The 17,029-nt window shown below is 37.7% G+C and carries 17 protein-coding genes and 1 tRNA gene; 10 read left to right on the forward strand and 8 right to left on the reverse strand.

Features of this window, described 5'->3' with window-relative positions; all coding sequences use genetic code 11:
• Window positions 1-73 precede the first annotated feature (73 nt).
• The 3 genes from QT327_RS24280 to QT327_RS24290 all read right to left on the reverse strand — a co-directional run bounded on the left by QT327_RS24280 (window position 74) and on the right by QT327_RS24290 (window position 2,315).
• Window positions 74-679 carry an RNA polymerase sigma-70 factor gene (locus tag QT327_RS24280; RefSeq protein ID WP_289554193.1) on the reverse strand — a complete coding sequence of 202 codons (606 nt, stop codon included), beginning with the start codon at window positions 677-679 and terminating at the stop codon, window positions 74-76.
• A gap of 394 nt (window positions 680-1,073) precedes the next feature.
• The gene (locus tag QT327_RS24285) at window positions 1,074-1,436 is read right to left on the reverse strand and encodes a hypothetical protein (protein ID WP_289554194.1); all 363 of its coding nucleotides are present in this window, start codon (window positions 1,434-1,436) and stop codon (window positions 1,074-1,076) included.
• Between the two features lie 72 nt (window positions 1,437-1,508).
• Window positions 1,509-2,315 (reverse strand): siderophore-interacting protein, encoded by an 807-nt coding sequence (locus QT327_RS24290; RefSeq protein ID WP_289554195.1) that lies wholly within the window; start codon window positions 2,313-2,315, stop codon window positions 1,509-1,511.
• A 297-nt stretch (window positions 2,316-2,612) separates the two neighbouring features.
• Between QT327_RS24290 and QT327_RS24295 the strand changes: the two genes are divergently transcribed.
• The 5 genes from QT327_RS24295 (at window position 2,613) to QT327_RS24315 (ending at window position 6,792) form a co-directional block, all read left to right on the forward strand.
• A complete protein-coding gene (locus tag QT327_RS24295; protein WP_289554196.1) occupies window positions 2,613-2,960 on the forward strand; it encodes a DUF4180 domain-containing protein in 348 nt (115 codons plus the stop codon).
• A gap of 189 nt (window positions 2,961-3,149) precedes the next feature.
• Window positions 3,150-4,313, forward strand: a complete 1,164-nt coding sequence (locus tag QT327_RS24300) for a hypothetical protein (RefSeq protein ID WP_289554197.1) — start codon at window positions 3,150-3,152, stop codon at window positions 4,311-4,313.
• 118 nt (window positions 4,314-4,431) lie between these two features.
• Complete coding sequence (locus QT327_RS24305) at window positions 4,432-5,232, forward strand: GNAT family N-acetyltransferase (RefSeq protein ID WP_289554198.1); 801 nt, start codon at window positions 4,432-4,434, stop codon at window positions 5,230-5,232.
• Window positions 5,233-5,339: 107 nt separating this feature from the next.
• Entirely contained in the window at window positions 5,340-5,939 is a 600-nt protein-coding gene (locus QT327_RS24310) for a hypothetical protein (protein ID WP_289554199.1), read from the forward strand.
• A complete protein-coding gene (locus QT327_RS24315; protein WP_289554200.1) occupies window positions 5,881-6,792 on the forward strand; it encodes an alpha/beta hydrolase in 912 nt (303 codons plus the stop codon). The genes QT327_RS24310 and QT327_RS24315 overlap by 59 nt, the downstream gene beginning before the upstream one ends.
• 38 nt (window positions 6,793-6,830) lie before the next feature.
• On the opposite strand, the gene QT327_RS24320 is transcribed toward QT327_RS24315, so the two are convergent.
• Window positions 6,831-7,166, reverse strand: a complete 336-nt coding sequence (locus QT327_RS24320) for a hypothetical protein (RefSeq protein WP_013664580.1) — start codon at window positions 7,164-7,166, stop codon at window positions 6,831-6,833.
• 230 nt (window positions 7,167-7,396) lie between these two features.
• Between QT327_RS24320 and QT327_RS24325 the strand changes: the two genes are divergently transcribed.
• Both QT327_RS24325 and QT327_RS24330 read left to right on the forward strand, forming a co-directional pair.
• Window positions 7,397-8,194 (forward strand): helix-turn-helix domain-containing protein, encoded by a 798-nt coding sequence (locus QT327_RS24325; RefSeq protein WP_289554201.1) that lies wholly within the window; start codon window positions 7,397-7,399, stop codon window positions 8,192-8,194.
• A 62-nt stretch (window positions 8,195-8,256) separates the two neighbouring features.
• The gene (locus QT327_RS24330; RefSeq protein WP_289554202.1) at window positions 8,257-9,210 is read left to right on the forward strand and encodes a nitrilase family protein; all 954 of its coding nucleotides are present in this window, start codon (window positions 8,257-8,259) and stop codon (window positions 9,208-9,210) included.
• A 199-nt stretch (window positions 9,211-9,409) separates the two neighbouring features.
• Here QT327_RS24330 and QT327_RS24335 read toward each other — a convergent pair.
• A tRNA-Pro gene (locus QT327_RS24335) sits at window positions 9,410-9,483 on the reverse strand.
• A gap of 472 nt (window positions 9,484-9,955) precedes the next feature.
• On the opposite strand from QT327_RS24335, the gene ybeY reads away from it, so the two are divergent.
• Window positions 9,956-10,390 carry an rRNA maturation RNase YbeY gene (gene ybeY / locus QT327_RS24340; protein WP_289554203.1) on the forward strand — a complete coding sequence of 145 codons (435 nt, stop codon included), beginning with the start codon at window positions 9,956-9,958 and terminating at the stop codon, window positions 10,388-10,390.
• Between the two features lie 59 nt (window positions 10,391-10,449).
• Here the strand turns inward: ybeY and QT327_RS24345 are convergent, their stop codons facing one another.
• Window positions 10,450-11,142 (reverse strand): zinc metallopeptidase, encoded by a 693-nt coding sequence (locus QT327_RS24345; RefSeq protein ID WP_289554204.1) that lies wholly within the window; start codon window positions 11,140-11,142, stop codon window positions 10,450-10,452.
• 293 nt (window positions 11,143-11,435) lie between these two features.
• Between QT327_RS24345 and QT327_RS24350 the strand changes: the two genes are divergently transcribed.
• Complete coding sequence (locus QT327_RS24350; RefSeq protein ID WP_289554205.1) at window positions 11,436-12,779, forward strand: DNA recombination protein RmuC; 1,344 nt, start codon at window positions 11,436-11,438, stop codon at window positions 12,777-12,779.
• A gap of 113 nt (window positions 12,780-12,892) precedes the next feature.
• Here QT327_RS24350 and thiL read toward each other — a convergent pair whose 3' ends face one another.
• Together thiL and nadA are read right to left on the reverse strand one after the other, a co-directional pair.
• The gene (thiL, locus tag QT327_RS24355; RefSeq protein ID WP_013664586.1) at window positions 12,893-13,930 is read right to left on the reverse strand and encodes a thiamine-phosphate kinase; all 1,038 of its coding nucleotides are present in this window, start codon (window positions 13,928-13,930) and stop codon (window positions 12,893-12,895) included.
• A 29-nt stretch (window positions 13,931-13,959) separates the two neighbouring features.
• Window positions 13,960-14,955 (reverse strand): quinolinate synthase NadA, encoded by a 996-nt coding sequence (nadA, locus tag QT327_RS24360; protein WP_130854631.1) that lies wholly within the window; start codon window positions 14,953-14,955, stop codon window positions 13,960-13,962.
• Between the two features lie 484 nt (window positions 14,956-15,439).
• Here nadA and nadB point away from each other — a divergent pair, with 484 nt between their 5' ends.
• Window positions 15,440-17,026 (forward strand): L-aspartate oxidase, encoded by a 1,587-nt coding sequence (gene nadB / locus QT327_RS24365; protein WP_130854630.1) that lies wholly within the window; start codon window positions 15,440-15,442, stop codon window positions 17,024-17,026.
• The last annotated feature ends 3 nt before the right edge of the window (window positions 17,027-17,029 follow it).

The following is a 17,029-nucleotide window of genomic DNA, read 5'->3' on the forward strand; positions in this document are numbered from 1 at the left end:
TATCAATTCTGGTCTACCAACCTTAGTCTAAAGAGAACTTTTTTTATTCTTGCCCGAAAGCAGCAAGATAGCTTTATAAAAGTTGGTGTAGAGACGTAATAACAACGCTTATTAAAAAGGTTGGATATTGTTTTCTCAGATCGCTCCGAAGGGTTTTGGTAGCTTTTGTTAGATGTGCCTGTACTGTTTTCTCTGAAAGGTTTAGTTTTTCTGCTATTTCTTTGTAGCTCATGCCTTGCTCGCTGCTCATTCGATATATCAACCGGCATTTTTCAGGTAGTTGTTTAACCGCTGTTTCCAAGGTCTCCATTAGTTCCTTTTCAAGGATATACTCATCTACGGAAGACACATCGTAGCCGTATAATTCATATGCTTTCAACTCCACCGTATTTTGTAAGCCTTTTTGGTACTCTTTCGCCAGTATGCGTATAGCTCTATATTTTACTGCTACGGCCAAATAGGTGGCAAGTGTATGTTTTAAGCTGAGATTGTTCCGGCGCTCCCAAACAGATATTAAAACATCCAATACGCACTCTTCTGCTTGCTCCGGAACGGCTAAGCGATTCAATGCAACGCTAAATAGCTTTTTCCAGTAACGCTCAAAGATTTCGCGCATAGCGGCCTGATCGTCTTGCCTTAACAACTCGATCAATTCAGCGTCAGACATTTGCGTATGCATGATCATTATGTTTTAGATTGATACCACAAAAGTTTATGATATTTAAACGGGTCACTCACGGTATAATTGGTTTTATGCTTCGTTAAAATACTTATGCCGAAAATAGAAATTTTTTCCGTCTCTATCTAATTCTTGAACCTCTCCTTTATACTTGCCTGCTAGTTATTCACAACTTAATAGCATATTGCGGCAGAGGAGATCTAGATAGGGGAAGGGGAAGTCAATGGAATTTAATCTAGGAGACTCTCTTTTATGAGAAGGCAAGGTCTGTAGAGCCATCCATGGCCCTTTAACGGTTCCGTATTAATGAAAATAATTTTCTGTGAGTACGCTTATCGTTATTTTATGCAGTAACTAGCTCTTTTATACGTTATCTTTGATAATGTTAAAAGAGCTAGATTGTCGAAAACACCGTTTGACATCCAACCGTTAGTTTTGTAACCTGCTTTTTATTAATCATTGGTCCAAAACGACTTAAAATATTCGGTTTAATAAATGAGATCGAAACACGCTGCCCACTTAGTTTATTTACCAAACTATCTAAACTCACATCTTTAATGTTCGCTTTGCTAATAAAGAACATGCCTGTCTTGTCTTCTAATTCGATAATATAGTCACCCATTCGTCCTTTATTTATTTTGGTGACTACCGATTCTATCTGCACTGTTTGTGTCCGCTGATCATCAACCGGTTTCAACAAAACATAGAGGATCGCGATAAAGCTCGATGCAATAAGTGTAGTAATTAAACGCTTCATAATTTGCTATTTAATAGTGATACTATTGGTTCATAGCAAGATACGTTTTTTATATGAATATTTGATCTTTTTCTATTCCTCTTTTTCCTTACGACGATCCGACGTCGATTGATCTTCTGCAGCTCCGGCTTTCCAATAGGAATATGCATATAACTCTTCTCGCTTCCATTGTTTATCGGAACGAAGATAATTTCTGATAGCTTTCACCGTTGTATATTCTGCCGCTACATAGGCAAAGCGTCGCTGTTCCGGCAAATTTATATGCTGAATCAATTCGGCCAACAAGCTTCCTTTTTGGGGATGATCGTTATGTAGCCAAATCAATTCTAGGTCTGCTTTACTTGTCAAACTTTGTTCGTCATCCTTATCATGTACTTCTAATATACACGTAGCTTTTGTATTTGGAGGTAGTTGTTCTAAAATTGCCGCTAAAACCGGTATTCCTGTGGCATCCCCAACGAGCACGTAATTATCAGTTAATGGAAAAAGTTCTGTCTTTCCATCCCGCATCAAAACACCAAGCACATCTCCTTCTTTAGCGCTGATGGCCCAGGCAGATGCAGGTCCTTCTTCCCCATGTGCCACAAAGTCTATCCATATTTCCTTTGCTTGTAAGTTTATACCCCGGTGCGTATACGTGCGTACAACTGGTCGCACATCTTCTTGAGGATGTATCCATTCGCCCTTTTCATAATCAAAGGTTGGAAAGTAGATCTTTTTAACACCTTTAGGAGGTATCAAAATTTTATTATTGACACCTATTGTTGTATTGGCAAATTGCTCAATGTCTTCGCCTGTTAAAAAAACCCGAATATAGTGTGGTGTAATCCATTGCTTTCTCTTTACACGCAGTTCAGTCTGAATTGTCTTTGCTTTCATTTCTTCTCTCTCTTCATGTACTTAGTCTATCCGTGCATTCGTCAGATAACTTGCACAAGACAACCTATTAAGAATAAATCTATGTTTTCCACAAAAGTATTTTTTCTAAGAACTAAATAGTAACGTTATACGGAGAAAAAACAACCCACTCGGGAATATATATACTTATTGACATAAACGAGACTTTTCTCCACTACGAGATACGATAACGAATACAAGCCTATAAGGAAAAAATTCACTAAGTTTAACGAAATTTAGATTAGTTATCCCTGTATACGCTAACAAACAACTGTAATAATGCAGATAAAAGCATACAAAGTACAAAATAAAGAAATTGCTGAGATCGTCTCGGATGAAATTATTTTGAAAACCAAAGATGACGCACTCGATTTAATGGGGAGTCTATACTATCAGGGATTTGAAAAAATTATACTTCATGAGAAAGATATAAGTCCTTCCTTCTTCGATCTAAAGAGTGGTTTTGCCGGAGAGGTTCTACAAAAGTTTTCCAATTATCGTATGCAACTTGCCATTGTGGGAGATTTTGAAAAATATACCAGTAAAGCGCTAAGAGACTTTATATATGAGTGTAATAAGGGAAAATTAGTCAATTTTGTTAGTTCTGTCTCTTTCGCCATCGATTAACATCCCCATCAATATCAGCTTTCTTCATTGGTTTCGAATCAAGGCCCTCGTTTGCTTGATCTCTATTCCATTGTATCCCTACGGAAGTAAGGTTGAACGGAAATGAATGATTTTGAATCGATTTTGATTCTTTAAATGGTTTATCGTATTCGTTATTTGCGTAAAACCATTATATCTAATCCAAAAGTCATGAAGAAAACATCGCGCTTTATCTTATCAATTATTTATGTTTTTCTTGCTACTTCTTTGCCGGCACAACAAAAATCTAATGGGTTGAAAGTAAAGGATGGCATTATTACCGTTCCACTGGAAAAGTCTTATTGGCAAAACGATTCAAGCCGGGTATCCTACAAAAAAACACAAGATGTGCAAACAATGCATATCCATCCGAAAGCAGGGTTGACTCGACTAAAGGACTTTGAATTTGCTACCGGAACAATTGAATTTGACTGGCAGCCAATAGATACCATGTTCTCGTCTTTTTACTTCAGATTTCAGAGCAACGAAGCATCTGAATGTGTGTACCTTCGCACACCAAGAGCAGGTAATTCGTTGGCAATGGATGCCCTGCAATACGCTCCTTTTCTAAAAGGTGTTAATCTTTGGGATATGTTGGCACATTACCAAGCACCTGCTAATTTTTCGAAAAGAAAGTGGAATCACATTAAATTGGTTATTTCGGAAAAGCAGATGCAAATATACCTGAATGATCAAACCAAACCGGTTCTTTGGGTCCCTCAACTGGAAGGAGATGTTTCGCGTGGAACGCTGGCGTTTGACGGAGAATCGATTATTGCTAACTTAAAGGTTAAACCCGGTTCGATTGAAGGACTTACAAATACACCAGGGATCGATCCAACTGCTAATGATCCGCGTTATATTCGCCATTGGCAACTTATTGAACCGATCGATTTTCCATATGGCCGGGAACCAAAGAGTGATGATTTTCCAAAATCGGACAACAAGTGGATATCAATTAACACTGAACGTCGAGGACTCGTAAACTTAACAAGGCTTTATGGCGTAAATCCCAACAGGCGCCTCATTTGGTTAAAAACGAAAATTACGTCGGACAACGATCAACAGAAATGGATGGATTTCGGATTCAGTGATGAAGTATGGGTACTGATCAATGGTCGTTATATTTATGTAGACAAGAATTATTACGCTCACCCCATTATGAAAGCTCCTTTTGGCAGATGTTCGATAGAAAACAGTGCTATTAATTTACCTTTACAAAAAGGAGATAACGAAATACTTATTGGGGTAGCCAATAGTTTTTATGGCTGGGGTATCATCGCTCGCCTTCGCGATTTAAATGGAATCACTTCTTTAGGAGAAAATACGTTATAAATAACCTAAGTCAATTTGCGATCGGTTTGCTTTCGTATCGATCGCAAATTGTGAAAATGATATGTAATGTTATCCGGTAAAATCTTTTACATTAGCATACAACATATCGATTTCTTACATGGTTATAGCTCCGATGGATTCTGTTGATTTAGCACCGGTAACATCTTTACAACAAGATGGTTGGTCTGATATACGAGTCGCCTTTTCTCGTTATATAGAGGAACCTTTTTCATATCCGATAAAGGTTGACATGGACAACCAATTGGCGGGTGTTGGCGCTACTATTATTCATGGTGACGTCGCCTGGCTGGGTCATATTATTGTGAGCCCTGAATACCGAGGTAAAGGTTTGGGTAAACTGATTACCGAAACACTAGTCAATATTGCCAAAGAATATAATTGCCAAACCATTTATTTGTTGGCCACAGCGCTTGGTGCACCGATATATGAAAAAGTTGGTTTTGTAACGGAAACGGAATACATGATTTTTACCGATATTAATTTTCCACAGGAAACGCTTGAAACGAGCCATATTCAACCTTATAAAGAAGATTTCAGGCAGGGAATTTCGAAACTTGATCAAGAAACATCTGCCGAAAACCGCTTATTTTATTTAGAAAAATTTCTCAAAGATGCGCTTGTTTACTTAGAGGAAAATGAAATTGAAGGATACTATATACCAACTTTAGAAAACGGACCTATTATAGCCAAAACCGAAAGGGCTGGATTAGCACTTACCAAATTACATTTAAGAAACCATCATCAATTAATCTTTCCAAAAGAAAATAGGTGTTTACTCCATTTTTTATCCACCTACGGATATGTGGCAAATTCTTCCTGTAAAAGAATGCGTTTTGGAGAACTAAAACCAACGAAAATGGCGTTTATCTATAATCGCATTGCGGGGTACCTGGGTTAAACCATTTTCCTTTCCCTCTCCCTCTCTTGTCCAAAGCGCCTTGTTAAAAACTGTTAATTAATTGTAAATCAGCTGATAAATTCTTTATATCGCAATAAAGAACGACTATGCGTTTTACATTTACGATCATTTTTGTTTTTTGCTTCACTGTTCTATATGCCTGGAACAATCCTACGATAATATTAGACAGTGTCGAAAAATCGGTAACTATAGATAGCACCAAGTCCAATAGAATAATTCTATTGGATGAAATCAATATTACGGCTAAGAAAGACCATTCAATGGATTCTATATATTTTCGAAAACAATATGCATCCGTTTTCAATTCCAACAAGCCTTCTTGGAAAGATCTATTCTCATCCAAAAACTACTTCGATAATACGCCATTACCCTACAACAGAGCAGCCAGCAGTACAGCGTCTATTGTCAGTATAAATTTGCTTTCATTAGTGAATCTTGTCGGAAAGAACAAAAGCCCTATAACCAAGCTTCAAAAGATTCTCTTACAAGAAGAGCGAGAAAAATACTTAGATCACGTTTTTTCGTCGGAAAAAGTGCAAAAAATAACAGGACTTCAGGGCGATTCACTTTTTCTTTTCATTCAACGTTATCGACCTAATAAAGAAGAATTAACTAAAATGTCTGAATATGATATACTTACCCACATTAAAGAATCTTTTAAAGATTACCGGGCGCCTCGCAAATAATAAAAAGTTTCATAAGTCTATTCTCTCGTATGTACTAGCCTGCATAGGTTGTCTAACTGCCTGTCAACCAAATAGCGAAAGGAAACCGGAAAGCAAATCCGGTTTTAATTTATATTCAAATGAAGTAAAAGACACGTTTTCCATCTATATTCAAAAGCCTTTGGAATATGAAGAAAAGGCTAAATCAACATATCCATTGGTTGTCGTGACCGATGCCAATTTTTATTTTCCTATGCTGGCTCCTATTGTCCACCAATTTGAACAGACAGGCCTAATGAAACCCATCATTCTAGTTGGAGTTGGTTATGATTCGTTGGAGAAAATGGATTCCCTGCGGGTACGCGATTTTCTATATCCGCATTCCATTGCTTCTGACGAAATGCAAGCTGAAGGAGGAGCCAGGAGATTCCAAGCCTTTCTTGCGAACGAATTATTGCCGGGATTAGCAGATTCTCTAAGACTAAATACTGATAAAGTGCTATTAGGCCATTCCTTTGGTGGTTACTTCTCCTTATTAACTTACTTTGAACAGGTGCGAAGTGGAGCAAGCAATTTTAATAAGTTTGTTTCGGCGAGTCCAACTATTTGGTACAATGATTTCTATTTAAACCGCCTGACGGACAGTTTGAAAAATAACGGAAAGCAGGACAGCACAGCTATCTATTTAAGCGTAGGTGGGTTAGAGGATTCTGTTTGGTATGTAAAACCAGCCGAAGTGATGGCAGAAAAACTAAGTTCAGATGCTGTAAAAAACCTCGATTGCACCTCAACAACCTATCGAGAAATGGATCATATGGATGTCGGTCTTTTCTCATTTATACATGCACTTAAAAACTGGTATAAACAGGATTAATAAATGTTATTGATAATGTAATCTACAATGAAAAGACATCAATCTTCCTCATCTTCTAAATGGTTATCTTCTTCCCATTGCTTGGTAATTTCTTCAGTTGATACTTGATTGATATTCTTTAGGGTTTCATATTTTTCCTCAATCAGCTGAATAATTGGTAATACATGTTGAATGTTTTGATCATTTAAGTGGTCAAAGTCGCTATGCTTAAACTCAAACTTTTCTCCTTCTGTAAATATTTCCTCTACTTCGTGAAGCTCACCGCTTACAGCAAGTTGCCGGAGACTTTGATTTAACCCTTTGTAGGCTTCTTCCAAATGATAAATTGCCCGTAATAAATTCTTTCTATATTCCTGGATATAACGCTTACTCATAGGTTATTGATAACGTGTTTTTATTCAAAATAACCGTTATCTAATTTTATGCCAAATCAGTACACAGAAGTTCTATCTCCAAAAACGTGAAAAAAGGATGGCAAATAGGCTGAGTTCCTAGAATGGTATCCGATCATCCAGAGAATATTTCAATTTTTAAAGAATAATACTTATCTTTCCTACTACGGCATTTTAATAGGTAAAAGTATATTTCCTAAGTTTGACTGCAAATGCAACTCTTGCCCTCAGCATCCTTAAAAAGCTTGGTAAAGCATTATCTTTTTCTTGAAGCAAAAGGTAACTATTTACATCATCTTCGTTTGTTTCCCGATGGGAATCCGGGTATTGTTTTGTGCGAAGAAGGAAAGCTATTTATCAACAATCATCCAACTTATCAACATGATCTTCCGGCAAGCTTCCTTTACGGAAAAGTTGAGAAATTTGAAGATCTTATCTGTCACGGTTCCTTAAAACTCACCATAATTGTATTACAACCTTATGTAACCTATCGATTTTTAGACAACTCGCTGGATAAAACTATCCTCGATTTGACTGATATTTTAGGAAACACAGCTTCGGGCTTATTATCAACAATGAAGGCCACTGCCGGTATCTATGAAAAAATTGAAGTGCTTGAGCCTTTTCTCATGAAGTCGTTTTTTGACATACTGTATGCCATCCCGCCGGTTGTACCTGCAACTATTTCACATGTGATTAAAAAAAGAGGCTTATTGAGTGTTGATGAAATGGTAAAATTTTCAGGATATGAAAAACGCCAATTAGAACGGATTTTTAATCACACAACAGGGATGACACCCAAACGTTTTGCCAATTTAATCAAACTACATTTCTTTTTAAGCGATATCAGAAAAACATCAACAAAAACCAAGCTAAGTCAAGTAGCCTATGGGGCCGGTTATTATGATCAGTCTCACCTGATTCGCGAATTTAAGAAGATCACGGGATTGACACCTTCGTCTTATTTTAAAACACGTAATAAACTTGCTGTTAATTTCTTACAACTGTAATGAGATGTCGATTCTGTACAATTTTATTCCGTATAGCAGTACTACCTTTGTAAAAAAGAAACATGAACAATATAACCATTGCTACTGCACAATTTGAGCACAGAAGTGCTGATAAAGAATATAATTTGTCTGTGATAGATCGTTTATCCAAAGAAGCCTCTATGAAAGGTGCAAAGGCCATTACTTTTCACGAGTGTTCAATTACAGGGTATACCTTTGCAAGAAATTTATCTTTAGCGGAAATGCTTGAATTAGCAGAACCGATCCCAGATGGCTATTCCATACAAAAATTAACCGAAATAGCTTCTCGAAATAATATAAGCATATTAGCAGGCTTATTTGAAAAAGACAGTGAAGATAACTTGTTTAAAGCTTATGTATGCGTTGATAAAAATGGCCTCGTTGCTAAGTACAGGAAACTACACCCATTTATCAACCCACATTTAAAACCAGGAAATGAATATTGTATATTCGAGTTGGACGGTTGGAAATGTGGTATATTAATCTGTTATGATAATAATATCATAGAAAACGTGCGGGCAACTCGTTTATTGGGCGCCCAAATTATTTTCATGCCGCACGTAACCATGTGTACGCCCTCACCACGTCCGGGAGCGGGTTTTGTTGATCCCAAGCTATGGAAAAATAGAAAAGAAGATCCAACCAGTTTAAGAATAGAATTCAATGGTATGAAAGGACGTGAATGGCTGATGAAATGGCTTCCTGCCAGAGCCTATGACAACGGTGTATACTGCGTTTTCTCAAACGCCATTGGCATGGATGATGACCAACTTAAAAATGGTTGCTCCATGATCCTAGATCCATTCGGCGATATACTTAATGAATGTCGTACAATGGATGATGAAATGGTTACAGCCGTTTTAACGCCTCAGAAATTACAAGATGCCGGTGGCAACCGTTATATCGCAGCTCGCAAACCTACTTTGTACGGTTCCATTTTAAGTTTGGATAATAAAAGTACGCAACAGGTTTCCTGGCTGGAAAGGAAAGATTAATCGACTCGATTCTTTGTCGGAATCGTCGGATTGGTTACGCACTACTGCCCTATACACTACGCTGTAACCATCCTTGAAGAGGAGTCATGGACGAATATTGTTTCCCAAGTATATATCAAAGAAAGAGGAACCAAATTCAAACAAGCTTGATCTGATTCCTCTTTCTTTTGATAAGGGCCCTGGGCCTAACACTTATCTGTCGGGATGGCCGGATTTGAACCGACGACCTCCAGCACCCCATGCTGGCGCGATACCGGGCTACGCTACATCCCGAATTTTAGGATGACAAACTTATAGAAAAAATCTGTAAATCACAATTTTTTACCAAGCACATATTATTCGCTGAATATTGCTTTATCAAATACCGTTATTTATTCTGATTACTCCTGCGAACGTTAGCCCATTAATCATAAGAAATAAATGACAAAAATTGTATAAAAAAGAAATTGAAATATGTCAGATATTACGTTTTGCCGTAAATCTATCGTATTTTTATCGTAAATTCATCGTAAAATATACGATGGATTTACGACACTTTATTGATCAATTTACGATGTATTTGAATATTATTTTATAATCTATATAATTTCTGTCTTTTTTTTACTTCATATTAGTTAGGTCGCTAGACATAAGGCTTTAGGCAGTAAGCAATAAGCTCTTGGCAGATTGTTTAACGACTCAGCTTTTTACGCTTTAACTTACTTATAAGTATTAAACATTGTACATTTGAAAGAAAAAAATAGAGATGCCAAGTGCTACCGTAAACTTCTTTACTGAAGAAATTAAATACACTATAAAAAACAAACTGCTATTAAAACAATGGATAAAGGATGCTATTGCTAATGAAGGTTTAAAACCCGGTGAAATAAGCTTCATCTTTTGCTCGGACGAATATTTGCATAAGATAAATGTGGAGTATCTTAATCACGATACCTATACCGATATTATAACCTTTGATAATAGCGAAGACGAAAACGTCATCGCAGGTGATATATTCATCAGTATTGATAGAATCAAGGAAAACGCAAAAAGCTTTTTAGTAAAAGAAGTCGATGAGCTGCATCGCGTTATTATTCATGGTATTTTACACCTATGTGGCTATTTAGATAAGAAACCTGTTGATAAAAAGCGAATGACAGAAAAAGAAAATGAATATCTATCTAAACGGTCATTTGTATAAAAACAAAAGGGATTCATAAATAAATGAATCCCTTTGTTCTGCATTGTATGTCTATTTTTTTAATCTCTGGAGCGAAATAAGATGCTTGCATAATATACCAGCGTTGCCAGTGAAGATAGAGCAGCTACCACATAAGTCATGGCAGCCCACCAAAGGGCATTTTTCGCACCATCATGTTCCTCTCTGCTTGCCATTATTCCTTTGTTTGCTTCCAGCCAAGCTAAAGCCCTATTGGAAGCATCAAACTCCACAGGCAGGGTTACGAAACTGAATAAGGTAACCAATGCTAAAGCAGCAACACCTACCGCTAGTACAATAATATTACCTGCAAAAAAAACTAACATAACACCAATCATCAAAGTCCAGGATGTTAGCGTAGAAGCTACATTGACTACCGGCACCATTGCTGAACGAAATTGTAACCATGCATATGCCTTTGCATGCTGCACGGCATGACCACATTCGTGCGCAGCCACAGCGGCCGCGGCAACACTTCGTCCACTATATACTTCCGGACTCAAATTCACTGTTTTATCCGCCGGATTATAATGATCGGTTAATCGTCCTTCTACCGAAACTACCTTAACATCATAAATATTATTGTCATGTAACATCTTCTCCGCAATATCCTTACCTGACATGCCACTGCTTAATGGTGTTTCGGAATGTTCTTTAAACTTACTCTTGAATCGCCATTGAACAATAAAACTAACGATTGCAATACCTATTAATAATAAATACTCTGTTCCCATTTTTTTATCAACTATATATTACTTCCCTCAAACTGCATACCGACATTTACTTTTTCCGGACTTCTACCTAAGATATGCATTTTTCTCCTAAATTTACGACAAAAAGATTAAAATAGCATTAAAAAAGCTGACCTTACCTGACATTATATCAAGAAGATAAGTAAAAAACTGACAATTTATCCGAGGTCGGTTGATAAATAAACCCGCACTAAAAGGACACATTGGAAAGAGCGCTAAATACCGAGGCTACCTGAATCAATTTTTCTGTCTAAATTTGTACAAAACAATTAACAATGGAAAATCTGCTGATCGTTATTCTACTCATAGTCTTACTTTTCTTTTTATATAAACTGACGCAACGAACCAATCAATCGGGTAATGATAATATACCCGGCTTCCAGGGAGAACGCGACGATCTCCTTGTAAAAATTGCGAAAGCAGAACAGAAAGCGGAGAACTACCGCTTGGAAAATGAACGCTTGTTGAATGAGGTTAAAACCGAGCGTGAAAAAGCTGCAGCAGCCGAGCGAACCATTGAAAGCTTAAATGCCTATTTTGAATCGCAACAAGAAAAATTGAATGAACAGAAATTAGAAATAGCAACCATGAAAAGCCAGTTCAATAAGGAGTTCGAATTGATTGCTAATAAAATTCTGGAAGAAAAAACACTTCGATTTACGGAAACAAATCGCAAGACCATCAACCAACTTTTAGATCCTTTAAAACAGAATATCAAAAGCTTCGAAGAGAAAGTCGATAAGACTTATAACCATGAGGCTGCGGAGCGAAACTCCCTTAAAGGGGTCGTTATGCAATTAATGGAGCAAAGCCAGCTAATTAAGGATGAGGCTATTAATTTAACAAGAGCCCTAAAAGGCGATCAGAAGAAACAGGGGAATTGGGGAGAAGTGGTTCTAGAACGAGTATTAGAACGATCGGGTCTTACCAGAGATAGCGAATATCGTTTACAGGCTAGTTTTCAAACTGAAGACGGTAAACGTCTGCAACCCGATGTGATCATTGATCTACCGGAAGAAAAACACCTCGTAATTGATGCAAAAGTTTCACTGGTTGCCTACGAGAGATGGGTAAATGCAGCGGATAATGATGATGAGCGCGAATTGTTTGCTAAACAACATATACAATCTATCAAAAATCATGTTACGGAGCTTTCGCGCAAAAATTATCAGGATTTATACAAAATCACGTCACCCGATTTTGTTTTGTTATTTATGCCCATTGAATCTGCTTTCAGTATGTCAATCACGATTGATAGCGAACTATTTAGCGATGCATGGGATAAACGTGTCGTAATTGTAAGCCCGTCAACGCTACTAGCCACCCTTCGAACCATAGCCAGTATTTGGAAACAAGAGCGACAAACACGTAATGTCATGGAAATAGCAAGAGAAGCCGGCGCACTCTATGATAAATTCGTTGGTTTTACCGAAGACATGGATAAGATTGACAAACAGATAACCATATTAGCAAGGACACATGAAGATGCCCGCAAGAAACTAGAAACCGGTAAAGGTAACGTCATATCTAAAGTAGAAAAGCTAAAAAAACTGGGCGCAAAAGCAAGCAAACAAATAGATATAAGTTTATTTGATGAGGAGGAACTCACTGAAGACTAGCCGGTTTCACGTGAAACCGGCTAGTCTTCAGTGAGTAAGGAAGCAAGTTAACCGGTGAAGAATTTGCAGTTTACCGATTATAATTTATTTACCGGTTAACCGCTACCTGTTAACTAATTAAATGCGTTCCATCCCTGCGCAGTAATTGGGTATAGATTTCCGCTTTTTGATATTAAATTACATCCAGCGTTCTCTTCCATTATATACCCAATCACGCTGATATCCAGATCACCTTTTATCTTTTCATAATCGCTCTGCTTAATGGTAAATAGCAGCTCGTAATCCTCCCCTCCACTAAGTGCGCAGACCGTAGGATCCAATCCGAACTCGCGCGCTGTGTCATAGGTCATTTGATCAATAGGGATTTTTTCTTCGTATAATCTGCAGCCTTTTGATGATTGTTTACATAGGTGCAAAACTTCGGAGGCTAATCCGTCAGATACGTCAATCATCGACGTTGGCTTAATTTGAAGTTCCTTAAGCAATTGAACGACATCACGTCGCGCTTCAGGCTTTAATTGCCTTTCTACAATATAATCTTTTCCTTCCAGATCGGGCTGAATGTTTGGATTCTCTAAAAATATTTGCTTCTCCCGTTCTAATAACTGAAGACCGACATAAGCCCCTCCCAAATCGCCGGACACACAAATCAAATCACCTTCCTCTGCCCCATTTCTATAGGTTACAGCGGAAGAATCAGCATAACCTATACTCGTCACACTAATAACTAATCCCTGCTTGGAAGCGGATGTATCTCCTCCCACCAAGTCCACATTGTACTTCTTACATGCTAGAATAGCTCCTGCGTATAACTCCTCAACTGCTTCTAAAGGAAACTTGCTCGATAAGCCGATAGAAAAGGTTATTTGAGTGGCAATGCCATTCATCGCGTAAATATCACTTAAGTTTACTTGTACCGCTTTATATCCCAAATGCTTAAGCGGAACATATCTTAAGTCAAAATGTACACCTTCCAATAATAAATCGGTTGAAATAAGTGTCTGTTTTCCTCCATGCTGAATAACCGCAGCGTCGTCTCCTATGCCTTTTACGGTTGATTCTTCCTTTATTTCAATTGATTTATTAATCAGGTCAATGAGGCCAAACTCGCCCAGTTTATCTAAACCGGTATTCTCTTTGTTATCAAACATGTAGAATTAATATAGTATGTATTTCTAATTTAGAGTCCGAATTGTGCAGATATATCCAACATACGCTCAATTGGCTTCCTTGCTCTGTTTATCACGTCCAGTGGCAAATCTATTTCCGGTAATTCAAACCTCATAGCGTTATAAAGCTTTTCTAAGGTGTTCAGCTTCATATGCGGGCAATCGTTGCATGCACATGCATTATTAGGAGGAGCGGGTATAAAGGTCTTCTGTGGATTAGCTTTCTGCATTTGATGAATAATACCCGATTCGGTCGCAACAATGTAGGTACTAGCTGGGTCTTTTATGGTATAGTTTAATAAACCGGTGGTCGATCCTATATAATCAGCCTGCCTTAAAATATGTTCCTCACACTCGGGGTGTGCAATAAATTTCGCATCAGGAAACTGCAATCGTAAACGATCAATTTTCTCTTGCGAAAATATTTCGTGTACCATACATGCACCGTTCCAAAGAACAAGGTCTCGGCCGGTTTTCTTTTTTACATAGTCGCCTAAGTTTTTGTCAGGTCCGAAAATAATCTTTTGATCTTTCGGCAGGCTTTCAACGATTTGTACGGCATTGGATGATGTACACACAATATCGCTAAGTGCTTTCAACTCGGCTGTGCAGTTGACATAGGTAATGACAAGGTGATCGGGGTATTGCTCTTTAAACTTCGCAAACAAATGGGGTGGACAACTATCTGATAAGCTGCAGCCTGCCTTAAGATCCGGTAGCAACACTTTCTTTGTGGGTGATAGAATTTTAGCTGTTTCAGCCATAAAATGAACACCGGCGAAAACGATTATAGCAGCATCTGTTTTTGCAGCCTCTTGAGAAAGCCCCAAGCTATCCCCAATATAATCAGCGATATCTTGAATTTCAGCATCCTGATAATAATGTGCTAAAATAACTGCGTTCTTTTCCTTTTTAAGCCTGTTGATCTCTTGAACTAAATCCAGTCGAGGGTCAATTGCTTCATCGATATAGCCTTTAGCAGTCAGTTGTTCAGTATAGTTTTCCATTTTCTTAGCCTAAGCATAGTTCACTTATACAAATGTACATAAAGAAAATGAAATCGGATTTTGTGGCTTTTCCACTGTTCAATAAAAACAATAATTCTTTTTATATAAAATCTTCTTATCGTTTATTAGTGTGTTAGTAATGTTAGAAAATGGGATTATCTTTTTTCTTGTTTTATTTGATGTTCTATTTTTATCAACAAGTTTTTAACATTATTGATAAGTTAATGAATTGATTTACAATCGCTATTTATTTTGCTGTTTTTTCTTTCCATATTTTTTTGTCAGTTTTTTATGACGGAATTTTGGTTAGGAACTAGCGGTTCATCGGATGGATAAATAATCTAAAAGTTCTGGTAAATGTGAATATGATGGCTTCTTAACAAGTTATTCTTTTTATTCCACTGACTTTTTACAAAAAAATCCACATATTTAACATGTTTTTCCACCGTTTTGACGGAAGATATCAATAAATAATTTTTTCAATATGACGAATGTTGATTTCTTAGTTGTGGGTTCGGGTATTGCGGGTCTGAGTTTTGCCTTGAAGGCCGCAAAATATGGTAAGGTTCTGATAGTTACGAAATCGAACGAGGACGAATCGAATACAAAGTATGCACAAGGTGGTGTAGCCGTCGTTGTGGATAAGTCAGACAGCTTTGAAAAGCATATCGCTGATACTCTGGTTGCTGGTGATGGTTTGTGTGATAAAAAGGTTGTGGAAAACGTTGTTAAGGAAGGTCCGGAGCGGATCAAGGAAATCATTCAATATGGAACTCATTTTGACGAAATAACAACAGGTAGTTATGATTTAGCGCGAGAGGGCGGACATTCGGAACATCGTATTTTACATTATAAAGATATTACGGGTTTTGAGATTGAGCGGGCTCTATTGGAGCAAGTTCATCAGTCTGCCAATATTACCATATTAACCCATTATTTTGCTGTTGATCTCATTACTCAACATCACCTCGGCTTATTTGTTAATAAGACCAGTGACGATATTACCTGTTATGGGATTTATGCATTAAATACGTTGACAAATGAAGTTGAAAAAATCTTAAGTAAGATTACTGTAATGGCTTCCGGCGGAGCCGGGCATATTTATGCATCTACTACGAATCCGGTGATTGCTACAGGGGACGGCATAGCAATGGTTTATCGGGCTAAGGGAAAAGTAAGAAATATGGAGTTTATTCAGTTCCACCCTACCTCGTTGTATAACCCCGGTGAGTATCCATCATTTTTGATTTCAGAAGCGTTGCGCGGATTTGGTGCCGTTTTAAGAAGGAAGAATGGAGAAGAGTTTATGTATGAGTATGACGATCGTGGATCGTTGGCGCCGAGGGATATCGTTGCGCGAGCAATAGATAATGAAATGAAGAAATCGGGAGACGATTACGTTTATTTGGATATTACGCATCGCGATAAGGTGGAGCTTTTGAAGCATTTTCCGAATATATATGCAAAATGCCTTAGTATTGGTATTGACCTTACGAGGGATTATATACCCGTGACTCCCGCTGCTCATTATCTTTGCGGGGGTATCTTGGTAAATGAATTCGGTCTTTCCTCTATTAATAATCTCTACGCCTGTGGCGAATGCTCTTCTACCGGTTTACACGGCGCTAACAGATTAGCTTCCAATTCATTATTGGAAGCTTTGATTTATGCCCATCGGATATTTGAACATGCAATAAGCGTTTTTGACAAGATCACTTTACCTCTTAATATACCCGATTGGGATGACACGGATACACAGCTATCAAACGAAGATATTTTGGTTACGCATAATTTAAGAGAAACACAGAAGATTATGAGTGATTATGTTGGTATTGTACGTTCGGATTTTCGCTTAGAACGTGCCATGCGGCGACTCAAATTACTTTATGAGGAAACGGAAGAATTCTATAAGAACACGAAATTGTCTGTGAAACTGTGCGAGCTTAGAAATGTCATCCAAGTTTCGTATATTGTCATTAAATCGGCAATGGCTCGGAAAGAGAGTAGAGGTTTACATTATACTACAGACTATCCGAATCATTCAAAGGAGCTGATAGACACTGTTTTTTAGGTA

The sequence above is a fragment of the Olivibacter sp. 47 genome, assembly GCF_030372825.1.
Lineage (GTDB): Bacteria > Bacteroidota > Bacteroidia > Sphingobacteriales > Sphingobacteriaceae > Olivibacter > Olivibacter oleidegradans.

What these genes read in the sequence shown, in the direction of transcription:
- QT327_RS24290 (WP_289554195.1), bottom strand. Translation starts at nt 2,315, where the DNA reads ATGAAAGCAAAGACAATTCAGACTGAACTGCGTGTAAAGAGAAAGCAA.
- QT327_RS24320 (WP_013664580.1), bottom strand. Translation starts at nt 7,166, where the DNA reads ATGAGTAAGCGTTATATCCAGGAATATAGAAAGAATTTATTACGGGCA.
- nadA (WP_130854631.1), bottom strand. Translation starts at nt 14,955, where the DNA reads ATGGAAAACTATACTGAACAACTGACTGCTAAAGGCTATATCGATGAA.
- QT327_RS24300 (WP_289554197.1), top strand. Translation starts at nt 3,150, where the DNA reads ATGAAGAAAACATCGCGCTTTATCTTATCAATTATTTATGTTTTTCTT.
- ybeY (WP_289554203.1), top strand. Translation starts at nt 9,956, where the DNA reads ATGCCAAGTGCTACCGTAAACTTCTTTACTGAAGAAATTAAATACACT.
- nadB (WP_130854630.1), top strand. Translation starts at nt 15,440, where the DNA reads ATGACGAATGTTGATTTCTTAGTTGTGGGTTCGGGTATTGCGGGTCTG.
- QT327_RS24350 (WP_289554205.1), top strand. Translation starts at nt 11,436, where the DNA reads ATGGAAAATCTGCTGATCGTTATTCTACTCATAGTCTTACTTTTCTTT.
- QT327_RS24295 (WP_289554196.1), top strand. Translation starts at nt 2,613, where the DNA reads ATGCAGATAAAAGCATACAAAGTACAAAATAAAGAAATTGCTGAGATC.
- QT327_RS24305 (WP_289554198.1), top strand. Translation starts at nt 4,432, where the DNA reads ATGGTTATAGCTCCGATGGATTCTGTTGATTTAGCACCGGTAACATCT.
- QT327_RS24330 (WP_289554202.1), top strand. Translation starts at nt 8,257, where the DNA reads ATGAACAATATAACCATTGCTACTGCACAATTTGAGCACAGAAGTGCT.
- thiL (WP_013664586.1), bottom strand. Translation starts at nt 13,930, where the DNA reads ATGTTTGATAACAAAGAGAATACCGGTTTAGATAAACTGGGCGAGTTT.
- QT327_RS24280 (WP_289554193.1), bottom strand. Translation starts at nt 679, where the DNA reads ATGCATACGCAAATGTCTGACGCTGAATTGATCGAGTTGTTAAGGCAA.
- QT327_RS24345 (WP_289554204.1), bottom strand. Translation starts at nt 11,142, where the DNA reads ATGGGAACAGAGTATTTATTATTAATAGGTATTGCAATCGTTAGTTTT.
- QT327_RS24310 (WP_289554199.1), top strand. Translation starts at nt 5,340, where the DNA reads ATGCGTTTTACATTTACGATCATTTTTGTTTTTTGCTTCACTGTTCTA.
- QT327_RS24315 (WP_289554200.1), top strand. Translation starts at nt 5,881, where the DNA reads ATGATATACTTACCCACATTAAAGAATCTTTTAAAGATTACCGGGCGC.
- QT327_RS24285 (WP_289554194.1), bottom strand. Translation starts at nt 1,436, where the DNA reads ATGAAGCGTTTAATTACTACACTTATTGCATCGAGCTTTATCGCGATC.
- QT327_RS24325 (WP_289554201.1), top strand. Translation starts at nt 7,397, where the DNA reads ATGCAACTCTTGCCCTCAGCATCCTTAAAAAGCTTGGTAAAGCATTAT.